Genomic DNA, 23,784 nt, shown 5'->3' with positions numbered 1-23,784 from the left:
TATAAAGCACAGCTTTTCAGCCAACAATCAGGTTCCCAGGTATTCATCACACAGCGATCGCAAAACTTTTCGGTCTACTGAAAGTTGTAGACATATTTACTTAGTGGACAACAAAAATCAGAAAGAATTTATCTAATTAGTTGTGCTGAGATTCAAGACGTTTTTCAGATGTTTGTTTTTTGTGGAATTTCTATGATAAATGCAGTTCACAAAACACACAAATTTGCAATTTTAAAGAATAACAGCTATGGCAAATATTGTTGGAAATGACGCGAATAATATCTTGTCTGGTAAAGTCTCCAATGACTTTATTGATGGCAAAGGAGGAAATGACTTTCTCTACGGAAATGCGGGTAATGACACTCTTGAAGGCAGAAATGGAAACGATAACCTTTATGGTCATACAGGCAATGATGTTTTAAGAGGCGGTAATGGCAGTGATTTCTTAGACGGTGGTACTGGTGTTGATATACTAACGGGCGGAGCTGGCCTACTTTTGGCTATTACGATCCCCCATTTGCTAATGGTTCCCCAGTACAAAGCCCCAACGGTATTAGAGTGTTGAATCAGCCAGATAAAATCACTGACTACCAAATCGGTGTAGATAATTTCGTCTTTGAAACTGGCAAGCTTGGACTTGATTTTAATGCCCAAGTTAAATACAAAGAAGGGGTTAGCTCTAAACTATCGGGTAATGCCAATGTACTAGTGTTGCTCGATGCATTTCCAAATGCTGCTGCTGCCAAAGCCATTGCTAATAACAATAAGATTACATCTGATGAAGGATTATTTGTCTATTACAACTCTACACTTGGCTTTTCAAGAGTTGTCTATTCTACTGATTTAGGTGACGGCGGCCCTATTAGTGTCCTGGCTAATCTGACTAATCTAACAAGCTTGTCTAACCAAGCTAAGTTTTCGCCCCAAGATTTCACTTTTTATACCCTAACTTAATATCAACTACCTCTATTTGAAACAAACTAAGGAGAGCTTTATAAGCCTCTCAACAAACTATATAAAAGCCAATTAGATAGAGTAATAACTCAGTTTTTTACTTTATCTAACTGGCTAATTTTCGCTAAGTTTTGATGATCTATTTTTCTGGTGGTAAATCTACGCTGTAAATAATTTTTCCTACCAAGTTACGCAGTGTTACCGTCATCACTTTTGTATTTCCATTAATTTTAACTCCTCCAAAGAATTGCAAACCTTCACTTGGGGGGCGATTTGCTTTCGTACCTGGAGGAAGGCTTTGAAATATTAATTGTGGGCCAAAGGTATTTTCTAATTCGTTTGGCCCAAATGTGCCAGAGTTAAGAGGCCCGGCGACGAACTCCCAAAAAGGCTTAAAGTCGGTAAACTGTGCTTTAGCCGGGTCATAATAATGGGCTGCTGCATAATGTACATCAGCAGTTAACCAAACAACATTCTGGATATTTTTATTTTTGATAAATCGTAGTAAATCGGCAAGTTCTAGTTCTCTTCCTAAAGCTGGGCCATTTCCATTAGCCCAAGCTTCAAAATCAGTGCTACCGTCTTTAACTATCAGCCCTAAAGGCATATCACTTGCAATCACTTTCCATGTTGCTTTTGATGACAGCAATTGGCTTTTCAACCATTCCACTTGTTTTTTGCTCAAAAAGTCTGTTTTTTTACTTGGTACTGGCTGATTATTGGGAGAGTTGGGCCCCCGGTAAGTGCGCTCATCCAGCATGAAAATGTCTAATAATGGGCCATAGTTGAAGGAGCGATAAATTTTTGCTTTATCTGGATTATTTGTTTCATATCCAATAGGCAAATATTCCAAAAATGCTTGTCTTGCCCTTTGGGCTAGTAAGTTAACATCCTTAACTGTGTAGCGGTCATCATTCTGGATAGTTTGCCCAGGATACCAATTGTTCCTTGTTTCGTGGTCGTCCCACTGTGCCAATATGGGAACTTCAGCGTAGAAACGCTTGATGTTTTGATCCAGTAAATTGTAGATATAGTTACCACGATATTCTGTGAGAGTTTCTGCTACTTTGGATTTTTCTGGTGTGGTGATGTTTTTCCAAATAGTGCCGTCGTCTAAAGTTACTTCTGATTGAATGGGGCCATCGGCGTAAATATTATCCCCAGAATGAATAAAAAAGTCGGGGTGAAGTTGCCGCATAGTTTCGTAAATTTTCATTCCACCAAACTCAGGATTAATTCCCCATCCCTGACCGGCGGTGTCACCACCCCATACAAAGAATACATCTCGCCCAGATTTGGGAGGAGTTCGGAAAGTGCCTTTGACAGGAGCGCTGTAAGTGCCTTTATAGTTTAAATCTTGGAAAATTACCCGATAAAATAATTGTTGGTCTGGTGGCAGGTTCGTTAAATAAAGTCGTGTTGTAAAGTCGCTATTTTTTAAAGCATTGGGCCCCACAACTCGCTGCACATTTTTAAAAGATTCACTAGTAGAGTATTCTACGATCATTTTGGCGGAGCGATCGCTACGGCTCCAAATAACAATACTGTCTTTAGAAATATCTCCGCTAGCTACACCATAAGGTATAGCAGGACGCATTTTGTCAGAGGTAATAATTGCAGGCGCTTGGGCAAAAACTTTTGATTTCCATACAAGATTTGTGGCAATAATTCCACCTGCTGTGATAGTTGAACGGAGCAAAAACTGACGGCGATTTAACTGTGATGGGCGATTAGATTCCATGATAAATAATGGCAAGCTTAAAAAGTATTACAAGATAACCTTTTAGCACACTCTCTTATATCAAAAAGTAAAGATTGGGTTATCTAATGGTTAATATAAAACTATTTTTTAAGAAAACTTAAGTAAAACGTCTTAAATAATTAAAGGTTTGTAGTAATGACTTTAGTCTTTTTTTAGGGCTGAAGTCCCTACTAAAAACTCCATGATGAAACCACATAAAAAGTACGCATAATTTTTATTGGATAAATTACAAATGACTAATGATAAATAACTAATAAAGTACTCTATATTCCTGCATCTACCTTGTGAATTTTGGGTAGCAATCTGGGAAAGATAAGTTTGTCAGGATTAAAAACTTTAAAATTATTGAGACGGATATTCAGAATGTTACCAGAAATATTACCTCAGCAGCCAAGGTTTGAGAGTATGCTGGCTATGCATGACGTGACAAATGCTAATAAGCCAAACTTGCGATTAAAGTCAACTTTGCAAGAATTACCCTTTTGGCAGGTTCACATCGAAATAGAGCGTCCCGGCAATGATTTGGCTATGCTCTTTAAGGAAGAGCCTTTATTACCGGGAATTATCTTAACTAATAATCAACAGTATGTAGGAATAATTTCACGGCGGAAATTTTTTGAGTATATGAGCCAAACCTATAGCTTGGCATTATTTTCTATAAGACCGATTAAAATTCTTTACAAGTTTTTCCAGCAAGAGGTATTAACACTTTCGGAAGATATGCTTATTGTCAATGCTACTCAGGCAACTTTACAACAACCACCTGAAATTGCTTATGAGCCAATTTTAGTTAAAACTACGTCTGGAAAATATAAGCTCGTCGATTTTCATCAATTACTTTTAGCCTACTCCCAAATTCATGCCTTAACACTTATTGAACTACAGCAGGTAGAGGAACAATCTAGAGTTGCTAAAGCAGGCTTTCGCGATCTTCAACAAAACTATACGCAATTGATCCAGAATGAAAAAATGGCTGCTTTAGGACAACTCGTTGCTGGTATTGCACACGAAATCAATAATCCCGTAAACTTTATTTCTGGTAATATTGTCCACGCCATTGAATACAGCCAAAATTTACTCGCTCTGATTAGATTGTACCAACAATGTTATCCTGAGCCAAAAGCGGAAATTCAAACTGCGATCGCACAAATTGAACTAGACTTTTTAAGTACCGATCTCCCTCGTCTTCTCACCTCAATGAAAGTTGGTACTAAGCGAATCAAGGAAATCATTCTTTCTTTAAGAAATTTTTCTCGTCTTGATGAATCTGATAAAAAATTAGTTGATATTCATGAAGGAATTGATAGCACTCTGGTAATTTTACAAAGTCGTTTCGACCAATTAGGTGAAAGCATAAATATAATTAAAGAATATGGTGATCTTCCCAAAGTTGAGTGCTACGCTGGGTTACTCAATCAGGTATTTATGAATATATTAGTGAATGCTATTGACGCTATAGAAGAGTCATTAGTTATTACTCATCCTTCATTGGTAAAGGATAAAGCAAAAATTTGCATTCGGACTGAACTCACTGATGACAAACAAGTAATTATCCGCATTTGCGATAATGGGATGGGAATTCCAGAAAGTCACCAAAACCGATTGTTTGATCCCTTTTTCACCACTAAACCTGTTGGCAAAGGAACTGGATTAGGTTTATCTATTAGCTATCAAATTGTTGTGGAAAAACACGGTGGTCAACTGCAATGCATATCGGTTTTGGGCGAAGGGACTGAGTTTATTATTAAAATTCCGGTTCAAATGAATTCTTAATAAATTTATGACACCTTACCGTAATTGAGGTTACAAAACAAGCAACAAACAAAGAGTAGACATTTTTCTAAATACTCAACATTGCCAATTTGCCTTAACTTAAAAATTGAATTTTAACTATAGGTTCCTGCTGTCTTACTTGTAATCTTTATTGGCTCTGTCACGATATCATCTATCTTGTTAAACTCTCCAGCCCTCCAGCTATCTGTTATATCCTTGATAAAACTGGCAATAGGAATCGCAATTAACAAACCCAAAACTCCCCCCAACTTTGCTCCCAAAAGCAAAGAAATTACTACCCAGACTGGGTTTAGTCCAGTTAAGTTGCCAAGAATTCTCGGTGCTATAAAATTAGAATTAACTTGGTCGATCGCAACAGCTACACCTAAGACTTCAACTCCTAACCAAAAGTTTTGCAAAGCTACCAATAAACTTACTATAGCGATACCTACTCCAGTACCAAAGGGGAAGAGAGAAAATAAACCAATACCGATACCAAAAAGTAGAGCTAAGGGAACTTGCAACGCCAAAAACGCTAGTGTAATTGTTACTCCTAACACTGCTCCTAATGTTGCTTGACCGATGAAGTAATTGTGGAAATCCTCTCGCAGTAATTCGCGCACTCTTAACCCAATATTAGGGGGAAGCCACTGAAAAATTCCGTCCCAAAGACGTTCACCGTTCAATATTAGGTAAATAGTCAGCACTACCGCCAGCAGCACGTTCAGCACAATACCAATGGTATCGACAGCAAAACCAAGAATTCTACCAGTGAAGGACTGAAGCTGGTTAGATAATCTCTCCAGAACTTGGGTAAATAAACCACTTAAATTAATCGGAAGTTGTTGCTGACTTAATGCCCAATCTTGAAAAGTTTGCAACTGTTGAGTCCCAGAATCAATCCAACTGGGCAATATATTAGCTAGCTCAACGAGCTGTTGGATAATCAAGGGAACCAAAGTGATGCCTAAAGCCACTAAAACCACTAGAGTCAAAAGTAATACCCCTGCGATCGCCAGGTTGCGTTTTACCCCCTGTTCCTGAAGAAACTGAATTGGATAGTTTAAGACAAAAGCTAGCAGGATGGCGGCGGCGATAACGCTGACTAAGGGTTGAAAATATTGTATAACCTGGAGCAACAGCCAGCCGTTAAGAATAATAATCGGAAATGCCAATCCTATAGTTAACCATCGCGGTAGTTTATTTGCTGATTGCATTAGTTATGACTCCACAAGAGTTCTAACTCTATTTTGGCTTTGATTTTGATTCATGAAAAAGCATATAATTATTTACGAGATCGTGCTGCAATTGCAGTATACCCAAGTAGGGTAAACTAGTACGCCAGAGCGTAAATATAGCAAGCATTTAAAATCTTTCAAAATCCTATCTCATAATACTTTTGACTTTTAAATTTTGACTTTTGACTTCCCCCAAGGGGCTGATTTCCGCCTTGCGGCACTATGTTTGTTGGTATGTCTGAATAAAATCCAACATAATTTTTTGATGCATATTTCCCAAAGGTCGCACTTCACCCGCGTTTTGCGAATAACAATTACCTTGGTGAATATTTTCTAAGGTCAATAATCCCATATCCCAGCCTTCATTCAAAACCAGTTGATTTAATTCCACCAAGAGTGGTGCATGAAAGACATGACGAACAACTCTTTCGTCGGGATAACAGCCAAATTCAACAAAGGGTGGTAGATTATAGCCGATTTCTTCTAAAATTTCTCGCTTCACCGCTACCTCTGGTGTTTCCCCAGGTTCGATATGACCGCCAAATAGCGCCCAGTAACCAGGGTAGAGAATACCGGGGATGTTGTCTCGCAGTTGCATGAGAAACTTGTTTTTTTGGTAGAGAATGGCGATCGCTACATGTATCGGTTGATTGTTCATGTCTTATTTTTAATTGCCAATTACTGTTCTTCTAGATAAACTTCCCCCAATTCTTTCCCAGCTAAAGGGATACTTCGGTAGCGAATTTTACCTTTAATCACTACTTGTGCCCCCTCGTTCAGATTTTTTTGATTGGTGACAACCCAAATTTGGCCAGTTGAGTCACTAATTTGATAAGCCCACTGCTTCATCAAAGGAGCTTTCTTTTCCACCTTACCTTGAATGTAAACTGTAGCCTGATTGTCTTGTTTTGGTTTAATTTCTCTAATTGGGGTGACATTAGTACCAATTGTCAAATTAGTCCCATTCAAGCCAGACGAGGTTAAACTACCACAACTACAAAGTCCCACCACCAATAAAAAAACTAACCCCAGGCGGTAGGGAATAATACTGCGTCCGTACAACAGACCTCTTGCAATCAAAAATAAGAACCCCACCCCGCCAAAGCTACGCTTTGTCTCCTCTCCCCTTGCTAAGGCTACGGTGTACACACAAGTCTGAAGTAGTTTAAGAGGCTGGTTTTTACCCCACCCTAACCCTCCCCTTATAAAGGGGAGCCACTGCGTTGGGCGGCTTTGCCGACTTGAAGCATGTGGCGTGAGGGAATTAGATTTTCGGCTTCCCCCCTTTCCAAGACCGTCAGCTTCAGGAAGTGCCCATAACAATCCCAAGAGGGAACTAGATTTTCGGCTTCCCCCCTTGGAAAGGGGGGATTGAGGGGGGTAATTCGACTTGTGTGTACACTCTCCCCTTGCTAAGGGGTGGGGTATTGGGGACTTTTGCAAGAGGTCTAAGAATGAAAGAGACATTCTCGTTTGTTGCATGAAAGCCACCGATTGAGCAAATTTTTGCTTCACTGCTTGTGTCGCCAGTTTCATCATGTCTGTTCCCATCTATACTATTCTCTGCACTTTCAGAAACACACTCTTAACTGAGCAAAAAATGTTCTGAATTTCATCCTTAACTCTTTATTCTTCAGATAACGCCATTGATCTGAGAAAATAAAAATTATGGATTCACTGTGAGAAAAACGCTACGACACCAATTAAAAGGCAGGGGGCAGAGGGAAAGACTTGTTGCAAGTAGTTTTGACAAAAGGCGAATATAGCTAGGAATTCTCATGGAAACAAAAACTGCCAAACTCCTTGATGGTAAAACAATAGCCGCAAAAATTCAGCAAGAACTTTCTGTTGCCATTACACAATTACAACCAAAAATTGGGCGATCGCCTGGTTTAGCAGTACTGATGGTTGGCGATAATCCAGCCTCAGCTGCTTATGTTCGTAATAAAGAAAAAGCTTGCGCTAAAGTTGGGATCGCCTCTTTTGGAAAGCATTTTCCCGCCCAAACAACCTTTGAAGAGTTAGAAAAAGTCATAGCTGCACTAAACCACGATGAACGAGTGGATGGCATTCTCGTGCAGCTGCCCTTACCTAACCACTTGGATGCTGTAGCTCTGCTACATCAAATTGATCCCGATAAAGACGCTGATGGACTGCACCCAGTTAACTTGGGGCGACTAGTACGGGGAGAAACCGGTTTACGTAGCTGCACCCCGGCTGGTGTGATGCGGCTTTTAGAAGAATATGAAATTTCTTTGCAGGGAAAACAGGCAGTAGTGGTGGGACGTAGTATTTTGGTGGGTAAACCAATGGCGCTGATGCTATTAGAAGCTGATGCCACAGTCACGATCGCTCATTCGCGATCGCATGACCTCAAAAGCATTACCCAAAATGCTGATATTCTAATTGCAGCAGCAGGTCGTCCTGGATTAATCACTGCTGATATGGTAAAACCGGGCGCTGTTGTGGTAGATGTGGGAATGAATCGCGTCACTGATGCTAATGGCAAAAGTCGCTTAATTGGCGATGTCCACTTTGAGTCAACAGCTGCTGTAGCAGAATTTATCACCCCCGTTCCTGGTGGTGTTGGCCCTATGACTGTCGCCATATTGTTGCAAAATACATTTGCCAGCTATTCTAGGGCGACAAGAGAAAAAAGTGAGGAGTGATGAGTTAAAAGTTAAGAGTTATTAATCCTAACTCCTCTACAGACGCGATTAATCGCGTCTCTCCTGTACAGACGCAATTGATCGCGTCTCTGCTAATTCTTCATTTTTTCAGCGCCACAGCACCTTAAAATTGTGACGTATAAGACAAAAATAGCAAAATGTCAGGAATTTAAGAATGGTAGCAACTGATAACGTTCAAAAGACACCACCAGAGGAAGCCACGTTTAACTTAGCAGCTTATCTGAAAGAGCGCCAAAAGCTTTGTGATACTGCTTTAGATCAGGCTATCCCCATCATTTATCCAGAAAAGATTTATGAGGCGATGCGCTACTCGTTATTAGCTGGAGGCAAGCGTGTACGTCCCATTCTTTGCCTTGCTACCTGTGAAATGCTCGGTGGAACCATCGAAATGGCTATGCCAACGGCTTGTGCTGTGGAGATGATCCACACAATGTCATTGATTCATGACGACCTACCGGCGATGGATAATGACGATTACCGTCGTGGGAAGCTGACAAATCATAAAGTCTATGGCGAAGATGTGGCAATTTTGGCTGGCGATGGCTTGTTGGCTCTTGCTTTTGAGTTTGTTGCCATTGCAACCCCTCAAAGCGTTAAGAGAGAGCTAGTCTTGCAGGTTATTGCCCGTCTTGGTCGGGCGCTGGGGGCAGCTGGTTTGGTCGGCGGTCAAGTTGTCGATTTAGAGTCGGAAGGTAAATCAGATATTTCCCTAGAAACACTAAATTTCATTCATAGACACAAAACATCCGCCCTTTTAGAAGCTTGCGTAGTTTGTGGTGGGATCATTGCTGGGGCATCACCCGAAGATGTGCAACGACTGACCCGTTATGCTGAAAATATTGGGCTAGCATTCCAAATCATAGATGATATTTTGGATATCACTTCTACAAAAGAGCAATTAGGCAAAACTGCGGGTAAAGACCAACAAGCGCAGAAAGTCACCTATCCTAGCCTTTGGGGACTTGAAGAATCTCGCTCAAAAGCCCAAGAGTTAGTTAAAGCAGCTTGTACAGAACTAGAACCATTTGGAGAAAGAGCCAAATCACTCCAAGCGATCGCTCATTTTATCATCAGCCGCAATAACTAGTGGCGCTTTGGATAATTCCTAATTCCTAAGCGATTGATTTGGAATGGGTGGTTAATTGACACCATGCTATACTACACCGTCTAGCGAAATTCAAAATTCACTCATATCAAAATCCAAATAGCTTTTAAGTAAGCTTTTGGGTGAATTTGAATAGTTAGTCTGTTTCTACCGTAATGTACTAGGTTAATTTTGGATTTTGGGTTGAATCTAGATGTTTCCTCAACCAACAACTGCTGCTAATATTTACTAACCTAACCAAAATACCATGCAGGACATAGGCAACATTTTAGACAACCGGGTGCTGCTGGTTGCTCTGATAGCTTGTTTAATTGCTCAAGCCTTAAAGCTCGTAGTCGAGATCGTCAAACATCGCAAACTGAATATACGTGTTTTGGTGACAACCGGAGGTATGCCCAGTGCCCATTCAGCTTTAGTTACAGCTCTAGCCGCAGGTGTAGGGCAAACACTCGGTTGGGCATCTCCTGATTTTGCCGTTGCAATGATTTTTGCCATCATCGTCATGTATGATGCAGCCGGAGTTCGCCAAGCAGCTGGTAAGCAAGCTCGTATCCTAAATCAAATGATTGATGAATTATTTCATGAAAAACCAGACTTTAGCCAAGACCGTCTGAAGGAATTACTTGGACATACACCAGTTCAAGTAATAGCTGGGTCGGCTTTGGGTATAACCATCTATTGGTTAGCTAGGTCTGCTTATTAGTCAATAGTCTACAGTCTACAGTTTATTAACGAATGACTAATGACTAATGACTAATGATTAATGACTAATGACTACAACCGTACAGTTGAACGCAGCAGAATTACCTTACGACTATCTACTATGCTGGCAACAAAACCGCCATTGTTCAGCTTCTGTAAGGTATTGTATGCTTCAGTTTGGTTAGTCGTATAAACTGCCAACAAGTAAGGGCGTTGTCCATAAGAAACAAAACCTACGTTCCCTCCCACTACTTGTTGCACACTATTTACTAGTTCTGGACGGTTGTAATAATCTACCAGCACTGCATAACCTTCTCCTAATGCTTGAGGATTATAGTTAACTGTTTGCTGAGGTTGCTGTAGCTGTTGCTGTGGCTGCTGTAGCTGTGCTTGTTGCTGTGGCTGCACATCCGGCGTTGTTGGTCGAGTGGTGATAATGGCAGACAAGCCAACAATATTGCTGACATACCTTGCCCATCGATTGGCATCATCAATTTTATTAAAGCCCCCTATCCGCGTCACAGTTTCGTTCAAATATTTACAGGTAATCGTTTTCAGTTCCGGCGGTAAAGCACTACGCAACTGTTTTTGATTATCTGCTGTGGGACTGACTACTAATAAAAGATACTCACCAGCAGTTGGTGGTTGACAAGGGGGAGTGGTTTGTTGGGCAAAAACAGGACTCATGCCATCAATAAACCCTGCGTAAGCGAAGCTCATCGTAGACATCGCTAATCCTAAAACACTTGGTAAAATCTGAAATCTATGCACAAAAGTTAGATTATGTAAATCAAGGTGTCTTAGAAGATTTTATAAGAAAAAAGCTAAAAACCCAGTTACTTCAGTATGGGGATAAAATGAGTGTCAAAAAATATATTTTTTCGCTCAAAAATAAAATTAGGAAGTGGGGAGTGGGGGAGCAGAGGGGACAAGGGGACAAGGTGACAAGGTGACAAAAGTTTAGAACTTCCAACAAGTCTTTCCCCTTGTTTCCAATTCTCCTTGTCCCCAAGTCCTCTTTCCCATGCCCAATGCCCAATGCCCCATTCCTAAGAGACAGTAGCAAGGGATGCCAATGCATCGGGTATTGTCTCAGAAGGAGCTTGGAATTCACCAGTGATGACGTACTCTAAACGCAGTTTTAACCAAGTAATAAATTGAGAATTAGTAGAAATAATTGCTACTGCTGGTTGAGGACATTTCGCCTTTAGCTCTGTAAACTGCGGTGTTTCTAAGAAAGCTGGTTGCTCAACCAACCAAAAATCTATTTGTTTTTCTTGTTCGTGGTAGTGGCGGGTGCGTTCTTTGAGAACTTCGTGTGTCGGTTCTTCTTCGAGAAGAAATTTTTTACTAGCCAAAACGTAATAATATGTTTGCATTTTCATCCTCTGGTTACTATGTGAATAATTTAAGGGCACAGTACTGCACTCTGTACCCCTAAAAACTAACTCTTGTGCTTCTTGAACCAAGAACTGAACGGACAAGCACTTCCCTGCTTTTGAGCATTTATCTGTTTGCCACCAGATGTTAGCTTTTCCAAGAACAAATTATTGTCGAAGTAATGTTCCAAGGAAATAACCTTCAAGTCATCGGTAACTTTTGCAATGCTCATGCCGATAATTTCTACTGTCTCTCCAGTAGGTGCATGTCCTTTGTATTCTCCTTTAAAATGTCCCCAATGCCGCCATTTGAATGTGACATTTGGCGGGCCTGAGAAAACTTCCAGCACTTCCCAAGGAAATCCTTGAGGAAATGTTGTGTGGAAGACTTTCGCGGATGATTCAAAGCTTTCTTCTGAAGCCTTGTAGTATTCTGAATCAGCCATAAATAAATTGTAAGTACCTTGGGCTGATACATCTGCTGCTGTGTACTCGACTCCGCCATTAGTACTTACACGAAACTTGTCATTCACAATAGATAACCACTCTTGCGGGTTAGCTTTAAAAGATACCTCCATCTCGAAGGTTCGCACCAAGTTTTGCACGATCGCTTCTAGTGTACCTTCAAGGTGATTATAGGTACTTTCTTGAGCGAGATTCTCTTTGGAACGGGAATAATCAGGCGGTGTCTGATAGCGCCACTCGACATCAGTGCTTTCTGCTATCACCTTATCTCTATCCTGTACCCAAAGTGGCAGGTCGTTAGACTGTGTTGCGCTCATAGAAGTTTTTGCTGAAGGTTTGCTCTCAATTTCTAGATTTCGCAGTAGACAACCCTCTTTTAAGATGTGGCAGGAGGCAGGGGGCAGGAGGCAGGATAAGCAGAGGAGAATACTTAATAATCAATGCCCATTCCCTACTCCCCATTCCCTACTCCCTACTCCCTCTTATAGCTTCTTTCATCTCGCGGACTGCCCTTTCCATACCTACTAATGCTGCCCGGCTGATGATGGTATGACCAATGTTCAGTTCTTCCATACCTGGAAGCGCAGCTACCGGATAGACGTTCCAGTAGGTGAGTCCATGACCAGCGTTAACTCGCAATCCAGCTTGAATCGCTTGTTCACACCCTTTAGCTAATATGGCTAATTCTCGCTGGCGATTTGTTTCATCCTTAGCCTCAGCATATTGTCCGGTGTGCAATTCAATAAATTTTGCCTGCACCTTGACAGATGCTTCGATTTGTGCTGACTCTGCGTCGATAAATAAACTAACTGGAATGTTAGCGCTTTGCAATTTATTGACTATCTCACCTATTCTAGCAATTTGCCCGATAATATCTAATCCGCCTTCTGTTGTGACTTCTTCGCGCTTTTCGGGGACTAAAGTTACATAATCTGGTTTGATATCGAGAGCGATCGCTAGCATTTCATCTGTAGCGGCCATTTCTAAATTAAGATGCGATCGCACTGTTTCTCGCAATATACGCACATCCCTATCTTGGATATGCCGCCGATCTTCCCGCAGATGCACCGTAATGCCATCTGCACCCCCTAATTCTGCCAGTACCGCCGCCGCCACAGGGTCAGGTTCCACTGTCCGCCGTGCTTGCCGGATGGTGGCGATGTGGTCAATGTTAACGCCAAGTGTAGCCACCCAAAATTTCTCCCAAATCCACAGTCCTCAGAATTTGATTTTACCGGAAATACTGGTCTTAGGGACTTCTAACTAAAAAAATATCCCATTGCATTTAGGGTAGGGGGCAGGGGGAAGAAACTAATCGTGTTGAGTCCAGGAATTGGGATAATTTATTTTTTGGAGTTCTCTTACATAGCAAAGTAGTTAATATAATTCATTATTTGGTCAAATCAAAGGCTAAATATAGCAGAAAGCACAAGAGTTAAAGTTATGCTTTGCATTGGTAAAGTATCAAAGACTTAATGGAGTTCTAATAGGATTTAAACACGCCTTAAAACAATGTCTGCAACAATATAATTCTGGGAAGATGGCATTTCTAGAATGCACAAATTTGCTCACTTTTCTGTTGAACATTATTACTAGATTCTTTTTTTACTTTGTACACTGTATAAATGCTAGAATCCTCAAGTAGACAGTTAGGATACTTAGATGCCAGTTGTAACTAACTCAATCAAGTTTGGTACAGACGGCTGGCGGGGCATTATTGGTGACGAGTTCACCTTTGAACGCCTAGCCCTGGTCGCACCAGTTGCCGCAAAAGTATTATATGATACATATTTTTCTACGGTGGGTAGCCGGACAATAATTGTCGGTTACGATCGCCGATTCATGGCCGAAGATTTTGCTCGTGCTGTTGCTGATACTGTCACCTCTGTCGGATTTGATGTGCTATTGAGCGAAAACTTTGCCCCAACCCCAGCTTATAGTTGGGCAGCAAAACAACTCAACGCTTTAGGGGCGCTAGTCATTACAGCTAGCCATAATCCTGGTAAATATTTGGGGTTAAAAGTCAAGGGTTGTTTTGGTGGTTCGGTGCCGCCAGAAGTCACAAAAGAGATCGAAGAGCAGTTGTCGGTTGGAGTCCCATTAGCAGCTACTCCAGGTAAGCAAGAGAAATTTGATCCTTGGCCCAGTTATACTCAAGCATTAGAACGTAAAGTTGATATTGCCAAAATTCGAGAAGCGATCGCCTCTGGCAAATTGACATTATTTGCCGATGTTATGCATGGCGCGGCGGCTGGCGGATTGGCGAGACTACTAGGTAATCAAGTCAAAGAAATTAACTCAGAACGCGATCCCCTATTTGGTGGTGGTGCGCCAGAACCCCTGCCCAAATACCTTTCAAAGCTATTTGAAGTCATCAAAACTCATCGAGACACAAATAAATCAGCTTTAACGGTGGGGTTGGTATTTGATGGAGATTGCGATCGCATTGCGGCTGTAGATGGAGAAGCCAACTTCCTAAGTTCCCAAGTCTTAATCCCAATATTAATCGACCATTTAACCTTGCGGCGCGGCTTTAGTGGTGAAATAGTCAAAACTGTTAGTGGTTCCGACTTAATGCCCCTTGTAGCAGCACTACATAACCTGTCGGTATTTGAGACAGCAGTTGGTTATAAATACATTGCTGACAGAATGTTAGTCGCAAAAGTGTTGCTGGGTGGCGAAGAGTCGGGAGGGATTGGCTATGGTAGTCATATTCCCGAACGCGATGCACTGCTGTCAGCATTGTACGTTCTAGAGGCGATTGTAGAATCTGGTTTGGATTTAGGTGAGTATTATCGCTACTTGCAGAAACAAACAGGGTTTATTTCAGCTTATGATCGCATTGATTTACCCTTAGCAAGTATGGAAGTGCGATCGCGTCTTCTGCAACAACTACAAACTCAACCCTTAACCGAAATTGCTGGGTTAGCAGTGATTGATTGCCAGACAATTGACGGCTACAAGTATCGCCTCGCTGATAAAAGCTGGTTAATGATTCGATTTAGCGGTACTGAGCCAGTTTTACGCCTCTACTGCGAAGCCCCAACAATTGAGCAAGTGCATCAAACTCTTGCTTGGGCGAAACACTGGGCAGAGTAAAATTAATTATTAGTCATTAGTCCTTTGTCCTTAGTAAATGACCAATGACTAATGACCAATGACCTAATGACTAATGACCAAATTACTCGTAGTAGCTACAGGGAATCCAGGTAAGTTGCGGGAAATGCAAGCTTATCTGGAAAATTCTGGTTGGGAATTAACCCTCAAACCTGAAGAATTGGAAATTGAAGAAACGGGCGAAACCTTTGCCGCTAATGCTTGTTTGAAAGCATCACAAATTGCTAAAGCGACAGGAAACTGGGCAATTGCTGATGATTCAGGCTTGCAAGTAGATGCTCTAAATGGCGCACCAGGGGTATATTCTGCACGTTATGCCAAAACCGACTCAGAACGCATTGCTAGGCTATTGAAAGAATTAGACAACGAGGTAAATCGACAAGCTCAATTTGTTTGTGCAGTAGCGATCGCTCGTCCTGATGGTGCGATCGTATTAGAATCTGAAGGTATTTGTCGCGGCGAAATTCTCCATGCACCGCGTGGTGAGGGTGGTTTCGGCTACGATCCAATTTTTTATGTGCAAGAGTTGCAATTGACCTTTGCGGAGATGACACGGGAGATGAAAGGGTCAATTAGCCATAGAGGCAAGGCTTTTACAGCTTTACTTCCACAGCTAGAGAAAATTAAGAGTTAGAAATTGGGAGTTTAGATTTATGAATTGTACTAAATCATCACTCATTTAGTCTTGACTCACAAATCATAACTCCTGTACAGACGCGATTAATCGCGTCTCTCTTGTACAGACGCGATTAATCGCGTCTCTACTCATAACTTTTTTAAACTGCTTCTGTGTTCTTTTCGCCGGTGCGAATCCGAATCACTTGCTCAACAGGCGAGATGAAAATTTTACCATCGCCGATTTCACCAGTGCGGGCAGCAGCAATAATTTTGTCTACCACCATATCAACTTGATTATCATCAACGACGATTTCCACTTTGAGTTTCTGTAGAAACTCAACGGTGTACTCAGAACCACGATACCGTTCAGTTTGACCTTTCTGCCGTCCGAATCCCCGGACTTCAGAAACAGTCATGCCGACAATACCAGCGTTAACCAAGGCAATTTTTACCTCATCTAGCTTGAATGGGCGAATGATAGCTTCTACTTTTTTCATCTTTTTGACTCCTGACTTCTAGTAGCTTCGTTTATATATCTAACCAGATCCGTTGTCTGAAGCTGTAACTAGCAGTGCTTTTCCTAAAATATATGTAATAATTACCACTTTTTTAAAGTGTAGAGGGTTTGGGACATAAAAAGCGGCAAGGATTTATTAATTAGATAATCTTTAAGGTCGTAACATAAAGAAGTTGCTGTAAATTTAGCATTTTATGTAGCTTTTATAACCTAAAAATAAATAAATTCCGCTATTTAGCAAATATGCTCAGATATTTTAGAGAATGATTGCAGAGGAATTGCTTGGTAGCTCGAAAGCTTGGTGCTGCTGACTGTGGGAGTGTCAACTAACGTTTCTGATGTTCAAATAAGGGACGCACAACGAAATATCCAGCACTAAAGGCAGTAAGCATGATTAACAATATGGTGATAATTAGCCACCAGCCATTGAGTTCCTTGGCATCTGGCTCAGTAGTAGGATAATAACTTACTTGTTGCTCTTCTATATAAACTGGTTGTGGTATCGGGAAATTTATTTCCATTACAGGTGGAGAAAAATCTTGGCGACGGCTTTTTTCGGGTGGCGTTTTGGGAGTAACGGGTGGATGAGAACGAAACTGCTGAGGTGGACACGCTTGTGTTCCTGGCACTTTAGCGACATTTTTGTCATTAGAGGCTTGGGGAACTTGGTAATAACCAGGCGCAGTATGGGAATCCACAAACTTTTGCAAATGAGAAAAAGACTCAACAACTTTGGTAATTTCTTGGCGTAATAGTTGATTTTCTTGTGCTAATTGCTGATTTGTGGTGGTAAGTGCATGTAACTTCGCCTGTGTTGCTTGTAACTCTGTTGACAATTCCCTATATACAGAAAGTGGTACAGAGGGAGGGGAAGCTTGAGTAGTCGGTGTTGGCGAATTCCTGTGAACTGAACCTATGGTTGTTCGCATCGGGGACTTGGTATTAAAAATCAAAGTAAGTAGGTCGTACAGAGATGCTAACAAAGATAGTCAGCCCTGAAACTATGCCCAAGAATAATAGAAAAATGCCGAAAGAGCAAAGATTTATTATTGAGAATTGAGAATTGGGAATTGAGCATTGGAGATTGGGTACTAAGAAAACTTTTCTCTAGTCCCTAGTCCCTAGTGCCCAGTCCCTAGTCCCCAGTCCCCAGTCCCCACAATGGGAAGAAATGTCCTACAGGGCCTTGCCCTTCGCCAATATCTAAGGCGTAAGTGAGTGCAGTAGTCACATACTTCTTTGCCTCTTGCACTGCCTGCCATAAGCCTTGTCCCTTGGCCAGATTAGCAGCGATCGCAGCCGATAGTGTACAACCAGTACCGTGGGTATTTTTTGTCTCTACCTGCTGGCAAGTCAAAACTTCCAACTTGTCCCCATCAAACCAAATATCAACACCACGTAAATCTCCTTGCATACCTCCGCCTTTGACTAAAACAGCCTTCGTCCGTAAAGTCTTGTGAATAACTTCAGCAGCAGCTTGCATATCCTCCAAAGAATTAATTTGTAAACCGCTTAAAATCTGGGCTTCGTAGCGATTCGGCGTGATCATAAGTGCCTTTGGAATCAGGGCATGGCATAGAGTCTTCACAGCATCATCATCAATCAATTGTGCCCCTGTACGTGACACCATTACCGGATCAACTACTAAATTATTGATTTGTAAAGCTTCCACCTGCTGGGCAACAGCAAAGATAATTTCCTGATTAAGCAACATTCCCGTTTTGGCAGCTTGTACGCCAATATCCTCAACTACTGCCTGAATTTGCGCCACGACAGCCTCTATTGGCATGGCATCAACCCTTTTCACTCCTAAAGTGTTTTGTGCCGTAATGCAGGTTATAGCACTAGTACCGTGGACACAGTGAAAAGCAAAGGTACGTAAATCAGCTTGAATTCCTGCACCGCCACCACTATCTGAACCAGCAATAGTCAAAGCGACGGGTATTCTGGAGTTTATTTCAGTTTTCATATTATGAAGATTAAGTAAGTTGGCACCATCAAACCAAACTATCTCAAAGATTGATCAACTAGACCAAAACCTTGTTCTTTCCAGCCTCCTTTGCGATCGCAACCACAAAGATTTACGATAACCTGACTTAAAAGTGCTGTTAGGGGTAGCGGGACGTTTAGTAAAGAGGGCATCGCTTCTTCAAGAATTTTTAGAGAAACTTCATCAAAACCTTGCACAAAGCGCTCTTTGCTCCCATATTACTCTCAAAATTAACAGAACTTCAGCACGACATCTCCATAAAAATTTCGCTTTTGTTGTAAAAAAAAATACTAAATTCAGAATATTTACTGATTCTTGTCTTCTGTGTAAAGGTTAGTTTTAATACATGAGTTCACAAGCCTCAGTTACACCGCTTACAACAAGTTCGACCAAGTTGTTACATTAGTTCCCTTTAAGTTAAAGGTAAACCTACTAAAGTTTCAACCAATTCAACTTTGATCACTCAATAAAACGCAGAGATGACAGAAAACTGCTTTGGCTTTGCGCTGCCTTGTCTGCGTGCAAATTGTCCGATTACCCTCAATAAAACAGTGACGATTGACGGTATCGACATCCCTACTTTAACCATCCACGGTTAATAGGATAAAGATTTTCAGTTTTATAACTGTCTTTCTACAAAAAATGCAATTTAAAGTTGCGATCGCCTACGCCATCGCATAACTGCAACTGTCTTTAAAAGTACAGATAAATCATCCATTCAAATAACTACTTAGCAACTTAGTTTATTGCTGAGAACTTACTAACAATTCCCCTTATAAACATTAGGAGTTAATCTTATGGCTGGCAACATATACTACGTTTCTGGAACAGGCAATGATAAAAATAATGGTTTGAACGAAGGATCTGCATTTCGTACCCTCCAAAAAGCTGGGGACTTAGTGAAGGCAGGTGATACCGTCTACGTCATGAATGGTACTTACACAAATATTTACCCTAATATTCTGAGTATTTCAGATAAGCACGGTACCGCTAGTGCGCCAATCACATTTACTGCTTATCCCGGGCACACACCTGTTCTAGAAGCACACAAAAACAATTGGAATGCTATCTCAATTACAGGGTCTTCTTATGTAGTTATTAATGGGCTGACGCTGGTAGGAGCACGAGATGAAACTACATTAGAATATGCGCTAGAACATAAAGACAACCCAAATTCAGAAACATCTGGGAACGGTATTAATATTACATATATCGATGGCAACGAAAAGGAACGTTCACATCACATCACAATTAGCAATAACAACGTTTCTAAGTTTCCAGGAGGCGGGATTGCAACAATGGAAGCAGACTACATTACAGTAAAAAACAATGTGGTTTCTGGAAATGCTTGGTACTCACCTCATGGAACCCAAGGAATTACAATGCTTAACCTTTGGAATTCCGATCAAAACGTAACAGATTATAAAGTAATTATTAAAGATAACATTGTCTTTAATAACAAACAATTAGTTCCTTGGGTTACTGTAGGAAAAATAACAGAAGGTCATGGAATAATGCTTGACACTTCTTTTATTGGAGATGTTGCTTACACCGGCAAAGCTTTAATCAGTAAGAACTTAATTTATAACAATGGTGGTGCAGGTGTTCAGATTTTCAAAGGAGAAAATCCTGTCGATATAGTAAATAATACAATTTATCAGAACTCTCAAGAACTCTCATCTGGAGAAGTTTTCCTTAACAGAGCTAACAATGTTAGGGTTTCTAACAATATTTTGTATGCAAAGGACGGAGAGTCTGCTAGTTCTATTGTTAGTTCTAGTAATACTTCATTTGATAATAACCTTGCTTATAACGGAACTTTTAAAGGCACAGGAACAGGAAATGTTTTAAATAAAGACCCGTTGTTTGTTGATGCAGCAAATGGTGACTTTAGGCTTAAATCTGGAAGTCCTGCGATCGATGCTGGTTCCAATACCTTCAATAGCATCACCAAGATTCTTCCCCTAGATGGCGATGGCAACGGCAGTGTATTGACTGATATTGGTGCATACGAAGCCCCCACTATTAAGACTCCTACCCCCGAAATTGAAGTTCTTGATGGCACAGTTGACATTGCAGATAACAGCACTACTGCCATTAACTTTGGTGAGGTCGTTGTTGGCAGCACCGTGACCAAAACTTTTACCATTAAGAACACAGGTATAGCTGCACTCACTCTGAGTAATCTTAAACTCCCCGACGGTTTTAGTTTGGTAGGAACTCTTCCAGCTAGTGTGGCTGCTAAGACTTCGGCGAATATAACAGTGGCACTAAATACGACTATTGGCGCAACCTACACTGGCAACTTCAGTTTAACCAACAACGATAGTAACGAAAGCCCTTTTGACTTTGCTATTAGTGGTAAGGTTAACGCTCCCGAAATCCACGTTTTCGATGGCACTGTTGATATTGTAGATGGCAGCACTAATGCTATTGACTTTGGCGAAGCCGCTTTTGGCAGCACTGTAACTAAAACTTTCACCATTAAAAATACGGGTAAAGCTCCACTCAATCTGAGTAATTTAGAACTCCCCAAGGGCTTTAGTTTAGTAGGAACTCTTCCAACTAGCTTGGCTATCAACAATTGGACGAATATAAGGGTGGCACTCGATACGAAAACACCCGGAACATATTCTGGCAGATTCAATTTGATCAACAACGATCCTAACGAAAGCTCCTTCGACTTTGCCATTAGCGGTAAAGTTCAGCCCGCTCCTACCCCTGAAATTCAAGTTCTCAATGGCACAGTTGACATTGCAGATGGCAGCACTACTGCCATCGACTTTGGCAACGTCGCTTTCGGTAATACCGTAACCAAAACTTTCACCATAAAGAACATCGGTACAGCTACGCTCAACCTGAGTAATCTTAAACTCCCTAACGGCTTTAGTTTAGTAGGAGATTTTCCATATACTGTGGCTGCCAACGATTCAAGAAATATAACGGTGGCACTCAATACGAATACACCTACACCTGGAACATATTCTGGCAGTTTCAGTTTGACCACCAACGATAGTGACGAAGGTCTCTTTGACTTTGCTATCAGTGGCACAGTTAAACCCCCTGTTGCTAGCGAAATTTATCTTCTTAATGGCACTGAAAATTCTGAGTACTTAAAAGGCAATGCCCCATCTAACAAGATTTATGGGTTTGGGGGTGCAGACACCATCGTAGGTAATCTAGGAAATGACCAAATTTCAGGAGGCGATGGAAACGATACTCTCTGGGCAGGTGATGGTGATGACCTGCTCTATGGCGATAGCGGCAATGACAAGCTTTCGGCTAGCAACGGTAACGATACGCTATTTGGTGGTGTCGGTGATGACCAACTATTAGGGGAGTCAGGTAATGACTGGCTTTATGGGGGCACAGGCAATGATGTACTTACAGGGGGTTATGGCGCTGACACCTTTGTGTTCGCTTCTGGTGACGGCACGGACTCCATTACTGACTTTGAAATAGGTAAGGATAGAATTGCCTTGTCAGGAGGTCTCAAGTTCGGTCAATTATTGATACAGCAACAAGGAAGTCAAACTTTCATTATGGATAGTTCTGACAATCAAGTGTTGGCGAAGTTGGACAATGTTACTGCAAGTATACTTTCGGCTCAACCTTCCGCTTTTATCACTATTTAGTTATCTCTTTTGATAACCAAGTCTCTTCTCTTTTCTTCTTAGGCTACGCCAACGGAGCAGGTGTAGAGGAATAACTACACAAAGAAGATTTAATATTGAGTAACTAAATTCTTTGCTCGGCTTCCTTACACCTTATGCTTGTAAGGGGTTGTGTTCAAAAACTGGCATTAGTCTGTTGATCCCTGACCTTGAGGTACAGGGATTTTAATTATCACTTTCATTGAGTTCCCTTGTAAGGATAGGCTTCACCGATTGAGGGCTAGTCTCTACAGAGGATATGTTTTCACTCCTACGTCTGGAGACAAGGCTTAACTTTTTCTAGGGTAATTACGCTCACCTGTAAGGTTATGAAGTTGTCATCTACAAGGGATTAAAGTGCGAACTCAATCCTAATGGATTACCCTGTAGAAGCCAGTCATCTTCCGATTATTCGGTTTCGACTGAACAAATCGCACTTCAATGCTGTGTTTACTTCTCGGTTTTTGCTTGCACAACTAAGGTGAATCAAACACGCCCATTGGCCCAAGCCTAATCGTGAATATTTCTACATCCGTGATGGCTATGTGAGGCCCTTGTTGGGTGTGGGCTGGCGTAAACCAAAAAATTCCAGCAGAACAACTCTTTCCTCCAGTTTCCACAACTCCCTTCATCACATAAACATACTCATCACAAGGATGAGTATGAATGGGAATTGTTGTACCCGCTTTCATCGTTAACAAGTGTATTGAACCCTGAGATACAGGCTCGGCTAGAGGGAAAAACTTAGCACCAGGAAACTGCTCAATGTCCAGCATTCGCTCAGAGTCAGTTTGAATAAAGGTCTGTTCTAGCATGTTCTTTACCTATTTAAAACTGATAAGTGTTCTAGCATTATGTAAATGTAAGACAAAAAACACTCTTTGCAAGAGAATGATGAATCAAGAACTTGATCTAAATGAATACAAGCAACAGATTGCCGATTTATACAGTCGCAGAGGCCAAACTTATGATCAGGGCGATTGGCATCCTCGAATTGCTCATCGTCTGGTTGAACAGGCACACATTAGCCAAGGACAGCATGTTTTAGACATTGCAACGGGAACAGGTATGGTGGCGATTGAAGCAGCACAGCTTGTCGGTTTTGCAGGTCGAGTTGTTGGAGTGGACATTTCAACTGGGATGCTTGAGCAGGCAAAACGCAAGATTGAGGCGTTAGGGCTGAATAATATTGAGTTTGTACTCGCGGATGCCGAGGAACTGAATTTTCCAGCCAACAGTTTTGATGTTGTCCTATGTTCCTCAGCCCTAATTTGGATGTCTGACATTCCCAAGACATTACGCCTTTGGTATCAATTGCTTAAACCTGGTGGGCTAATTGGCTTTCATGCATTCGCAGACACCGCTTTTGTGGAAGGTGTGACTATGCAAAAAGTCGCCGAAAAATATGGTGTTTCACTTGCGTTCAGTAAACCAACAGGCACTATTGAAAAGTGCCATGACCTAATAATAACAGCAGGCTTTGAGGCGATTGAAATTAAGTCTGAGCAAGATGGTAGCTACATTAGCATAGAACAGGCAAAGCAAATGTGGGCTAGAAGTTCTCATCCAGCACCTGGGCAATTTCCAAATCCTATGAAGCAACTCTCATCTGGGCAACTCGAGGAAGTTAAGGCGGAATTTGAAGCAGAATTGGCAGCATTAGTTACGGAACAAGGCATTTGGAACGATCTGACAATTTTTTATACCTTTGGTCGCAAGCCAATAGGCTAATACAGTTGAGATCAATAAATTCTCTTTTGGTAGAAAAAACTTGACAGCGAAATTTTTTATTAGTATATTTGTACTAATAAACTACTTACA

General features: G+C 41.3%; 23 protein-coding genes. 10 read left to right on the top strand and 13 right to left on the bottom strand.

Annotation, left to right across the window (positions count from 1 at the left end; genetic code table 11):
• Positions 1-247 precede the first annotated feature (247 nt).
• Entirely contained in the window at positions 248-565 is a 318-nt protein-coding gene (locus RMZ43_RS28555) for a calcium-binding protein (RefSeq protein WP_322649569.1), read from the top strand.
• Complete coding sequence (locus tag RMZ43_RS28550) at positions 559-954, top strand: hypothetical protein (protein ID WP_322656243.1); 396 nt, start codon at positions 559-561, stop codon at positions 952-954. Before RMZ43_RS28555 ends, RMZ43_RS28550 begins: the two co-directional genes overlap by 7 nt.
• A 139-nt stretch (positions 955-1,093) precedes the next feature.
• Here the strand turns inward: RMZ43_RS28550 and RMZ43_RS28545 are convergent, their stop codons facing one another.
• On the bottom strand, positions 1,094-2,695 hold the full coding sequence (locus tag RMZ43_RS28545) for an alkaline phosphatase D family protein (RefSeq protein ID WP_322649567.1): 1,602 nt from the start codon (positions 2,693-2,695) through the stop codon (positions 1,094-1,096).
• 426 nt (positions 2,696-3,121) lie between these two features.
• Here RMZ43_RS28545 and RMZ43_RS28540 point away from each other — a divergent pair, with 426 nt between their 5' ends.
• Positions 3,122-4,489, top strand: a complete 1,368-nt coding sequence (locus tag RMZ43_RS28540) for a sensor histidine kinase (protein WP_322656277.1) — start codon at positions 3,122-3,124, stop codon at positions 4,487-4,489.
• A gap of 113 nt (positions 4,490-4,602) precedes the next feature.
• Here RMZ43_RS28540 and RMZ43_RS28535 read toward each other — a convergent pair whose 3' ends face one another.
• The 3 genes from RMZ43_RS28535 to RMZ43_RS28525 form a co-directional block, all read right to left on the bottom strand.
• Complete coding sequence (locus RMZ43_RS28535) at positions 4,603-5,706, bottom strand: AI-2E family transporter (protein ID WP_322649566.1); 1,104 nt, start codon at positions 5,704-5,706, stop codon at positions 4,603-4,605.
• Positions 5,707-5,947: 241 nt separating this feature from the next.
• Complete coding sequence (locus RMZ43_RS28530; protein WP_322649565.1) at positions 5,948-6,385, bottom strand: NUDIX hydrolase; 438 nt, start codon at positions 6,383-6,385, stop codon at positions 5,948-5,950.
• 20 nt (positions 6,386-6,405) lie between these two features.
• The gene (locus tag RMZ43_RS28525) at positions 6,406-7,278 is read right to left on the bottom strand and encodes a hypothetical protein (protein ID WP_322656244.1); all 873 of its coding nucleotides are present in this window, start codon (positions 7,276-7,278) and stop codon (positions 6,406-6,408) included.
• Between the two features lie 227 nt (positions 7,279-7,505).
• Between RMZ43_RS28525 and folD the strand changes: the two genes are divergently transcribed.
• From folD to RMZ43_RS28510, 3 genes are all read left to right on the top strand, one after another.
• Positions 7,506-8,396, top strand: a complete 891-nt coding sequence (folD, locus tag RMZ43_RS28520; protein ID WP_322656245.1) for a bifunctional methylenetetrahydrofolate dehydrogenase/methenyltetrahydrofolate cyclohydrolase FolD — start codon at positions 7,506-7,508, stop codon at positions 8,394-8,396.
• Positions 8,397-8,571: 175 nt separating this feature from the next.
• Positions 8,572-9,504, top strand: a complete 933-nt coding sequence (gene crtE / locus RMZ43_RS28515) for a geranylgeranyl diphosphate synthase CrtE (protein ID WP_322656246.1) — start codon at positions 8,572-8,574, stop codon at positions 9,502-9,504.
• Between the two features lie 265 nt (positions 9,505-9,769).
• Positions 9,770-10,225: a divergent PAP2 family protein gene (locus RMZ43_RS28510; RefSeq protein WP_109007520.1), complete on the top strand. Its 456-nt coding sequence runs from the start codon at positions 9,770-9,772 to the stop codon at positions 10,223-10,225.
• A gap of 71 nt (positions 10,226-10,296) precedes the next feature.
• Here RMZ43_RS28510 and RMZ43_RS28505 read toward each other — a convergent pair whose 3' ends face one another.
• From RMZ43_RS28505 to RMZ43_RS28490, 4 genes are all read right to left on the bottom strand, one after another.
• On the bottom strand, positions 10,297-10,953 hold the full coding sequence (locus RMZ43_RS28505; RefSeq protein ID WP_322649562.1) for a hypothetical protein: 657 nt from the start codon (positions 10,951-10,953) through the stop codon (positions 10,297-10,299).
• A 320-nt stretch (positions 10,954-11,273) separates the two neighbouring features.
• Positions 11,274-11,603 (bottom strand): MgPME-cyclase complex family protein, encoded by a 330-nt coding sequence (locus tag RMZ43_RS28500; protein ID WP_322656247.1) that lies wholly within the window; start codon positions 11,601-11,603, stop codon positions 11,274-11,276.
• Positions 11,604-11,668: 65 nt separating this feature from the next.
• Entirely contained in the window at positions 11,669-12,385 is a 717-nt protein-coding gene (locus RMZ43_RS28495) for a SnoaL-like polyketide cyclase (protein ID WP_322656248.1), read from the bottom strand.
• A 148-nt stretch (positions 12,386-12,533) separates the two neighbouring features.
• The gene (locus tag RMZ43_RS28490; RefSeq protein WP_322656249.1) at positions 12,534-13,259 is read right to left on the bottom strand and encodes a pyridoxine 5'-phosphate synthase; all 726 of its coding nucleotides are present in this window, start codon (positions 13,257-13,259) and stop codon (positions 12,534-12,536) included.
• Positions 13,260-13,730: 471 nt separating this feature from the next.
• Here RMZ43_RS28490 and RMZ43_RS28485 point away from each other — a divergent pair, with 471 nt between their 5' ends.
• Together RMZ43_RS28485 and rdgB are read left to right on the top strand one after the other, a co-directional pair.
• Positions 13,731-15,167, top strand: a complete 1,437-nt coding sequence (locus RMZ43_RS28485; protein WP_322656250.1) for a phosphoglucomutase/phosphomannomutase family protein — start codon at positions 13,731-13,733, stop codon at positions 15,165-15,167.
• Between the two features lie 73 nt (positions 15,168-15,240).
• The gene (gene rdgB / locus RMZ43_RS28480; protein ID WP_322656251.1) at positions 15,241-15,819 is read left to right on the top strand and encodes an RdgB/HAM1 family non-canonical purine NTP pyrophosphatase; all 579 of its coding nucleotides are present in this window, start codon (positions 15,241-15,243) and stop codon (positions 15,817-15,819) included.
• Positions 15,820-15,961: 142 nt separating this feature from the next.
• On the opposite strand, the gene RMZ43_RS28475 is transcribed toward rdgB, so the two are convergent.
• The 4 genes from RMZ43_RS28475 to RMZ43_RS28460 form a co-directional block, all read right to left on the bottom strand.
• Positions 15,962-16,300, bottom strand: coding sequence for a P-II family nitrogen regulator (locus RMZ43_RS28475; protein ID WP_012410794.1), 339 nt, complete (start codon positions 16,298-16,300; stop codon positions 15,962-15,964).
• A gap of 346 nt (positions 16,301-16,646) precedes the next feature.
• Positions 16,647-17,249 (bottom strand): hypothetical protein, encoded by a 603-nt coding sequence (locus tag RMZ43_RS28470; protein WP_322656252.1) that lies wholly within the window; start codon positions 17,247-17,249, stop codon positions 16,647-16,649.
• A gap of 206 nt (positions 17,250-17,455) precedes the next feature.
• Positions 17,456-18,289, bottom strand: coding sequence for a bifunctional hydroxymethylpyrimidine kinase/phosphomethylpyrimidine kinase (gene thiD / locus RMZ43_RS28465; RefSeq protein ID WP_322656253.1), 834 nt, complete (start codon positions 18,287-18,289; stop codon positions 17,456-17,458).
• Positions 18,290-18,327: 38 nt separating this feature from the next.
• Positions 18,328-18,507, bottom strand: coding sequence for a hypothetical protein (locus RMZ43_RS28460; RefSeq protein ID WP_322656254.1), 180 nt, complete (start codon positions 18,505-18,507; stop codon positions 18,328-18,330).
• Between the two features lie 600 nt (positions 18,508-19,107).
• Here RMZ43_RS28460 and RMZ43_RS28455 point away from each other — a divergent pair.
• Positions 19,108-21,945 carry a choice-of-anchor D domain-containing protein gene (locus tag RMZ43_RS28455; protein ID WP_322656255.1) on the top strand — a complete coding sequence of 946 codons (2,838 nt, stop codon included), beginning with the start codon at positions 19,108-19,110 and terminating at the stop codon, positions 21,943-21,945.
• A gap of 494 nt (positions 21,946-22,439) precedes the next feature.
• On the opposite strand, the gene RMZ43_RS28450 is transcribed toward RMZ43_RS28455, so the two are convergent.
• The gene (locus RMZ43_RS28450; RefSeq protein WP_322649551.1) at positions 22,440-22,778 is read right to left on the bottom strand and encodes a cupin domain-containing protein; all 339 of its coding nucleotides are present in this window, start codon (positions 22,776-22,778) and stop codon (positions 22,440-22,442) included.
• A gap of 76 nt (positions 22,779-22,854) precedes the next feature.
• Here RMZ43_RS28450 and RMZ43_RS28445 point away from each other — a divergent pair, with 76 nt between their 5' ends.
• Complete coding sequence (locus RMZ43_RS28445; RefSeq protein ID WP_322649550.1) at positions 22,855-23,694, top strand: class I SAM-dependent methyltransferase; 840 nt, start codon at positions 22,855-22,857, stop codon at positions 23,692-23,694.
• Positions 23,695-23,784: the final 90 nt, after the last annotated feature.

The sequence above is a fragment of the Nostoc sp. CmiVER01 genome (assembly GCF_034531135.2).
Classification (GTDB): domain Bacteria; phylum Cyanobacteriota; class Cyanobacteriia; order Cyanobacteriales; family Nostocaceae; genus Nostoc.
This window is presented reverse-complemented; position numbering and strand designations above follow the sequence as displayed.

Coding starts and splice junctions, on each gene's coding strand:
- RMZ43_RS28535 (WP_322649566.1), bottom strand. CDS start 5,706: ATGCAATCAGCAAATAAACTACCGCGATGGTTAACTATAGGATTGGCA.
- thiD (WP_322656253.1), bottom strand. CDS start 18,289: ATGAAAACTGAAATAAACTCCAGAATACCCGTCGCTTTGACTATTGCT.
- RMZ43_RS28495 (WP_322656248.1), bottom strand. CDS start 12,385: ATGAGCGCAACACAGTCTAACGACCTGCCACTTTGGGTACAGGATAGA.
- RMZ43_RS28445 (WP_322649550.1), top strand. CDS start 22,855: ATGATGAATCAAGAACTTGATCTAAATGAATACAAGCAACAGATTGCC.
- RMZ43_RS28475 (WP_012410794.1), bottom strand. CDS start 16,300: ATGAAAAAAGTAGAAGCTATCATTCGCCCATTCAAGCTAGATGAGGTA.
- RMZ43_RS28470 (WP_322656252.1), bottom strand. CDS start 17,249: ATGCGAACAACCATAGGTTCAGTTCACAGGAATTCGCCAACACCGACT.
- RMZ43_RS28500 (WP_322656247.1), bottom strand. CDS start 11,603: ATGCAAACATATTATTACGTTTTGGCTAGTAAAAAATTTCTTCTCGAA.
- folD (WP_322656245.1), top strand. CDS start 7,506: ATGGAAACAAAAACTGCCAAACTCCTTGATGGTAAAACAATAGCCGCA.
- RMZ43_RS28485 (WP_322656250.1), top strand. CDS start 13,731: ATGCCAGTTGTAACTAACTCAATCAAGTTTGGTACAGACGGCTGGCGG.
- RMZ43_RS28525 (WP_322656244.1), bottom strand. CDS start 7,278: ATGGGAACAGACATGATGAAACTGGCGACACAAGCAGTGAAGCAAAAA.
- RMZ43_RS28505 (WP_322649562.1), bottom strand. CDS start 10,953: ATGTCTACGATGAGCTTCGCTTACGCAGGGTTTATTGATGGCATGAGT.
- rdgB (WP_322656251.1), top strand. CDS start 15,241: ATGACCAAATTACTCGTAGTAGCTACAGGGAATCCAGGTAAGTTGCGG.
- RMZ43_RS28450 (WP_322649551.1), bottom strand. CDS start 22,778: ATGCTAGAACAGACCTTTATTCAAACTGACTCTGAGCGAATGCTGGAC.
- RMZ43_RS28455 (WP_322656255.1), top strand. CDS start 19,108: ATGGCTGGCAACATATACTACGTTTCTGGAACAGGCAATGATAAAAAT.
- RMZ43_RS28555 (WP_322649569.1), top strand. CDS start 248: ATGGCAAATATTGTTGGAAATGACGCGAATAATATCTTGTCTGGTAAA.
- RMZ43_RS28540 (WP_322656277.1), top strand. CDS start 3,122: ATGCTGGCTATGCATGACGTGACAAATGCTAATAAGCCAAACTTGCGA.
- crtE (WP_322656246.1), top strand. CDS start 8,572: ATGGTAGCAACTGATAACGTTCAAAAGACACCACCAGAGGAAGCCACG.
- RMZ43_RS28510 (WP_109007520.1), top strand. CDS start 9,770: ATGCAGGACATAGGCAACATTTTAGACAACCGGGTGCTGCTGGTTGCT.
- RMZ43_RS28545 (WP_322649567.1), bottom strand. CDS start 2,695: ATGGAATCTAATCGCCCATCACAGTTAAATCGCCGTCAGTTTTTGCTC.
- RMZ43_RS28530 (WP_322649565.1), bottom strand. CDS start 6,385: ATGAACAATCAACCGATACATGTAGCGATCGCCATTCTCTACCAAAAA.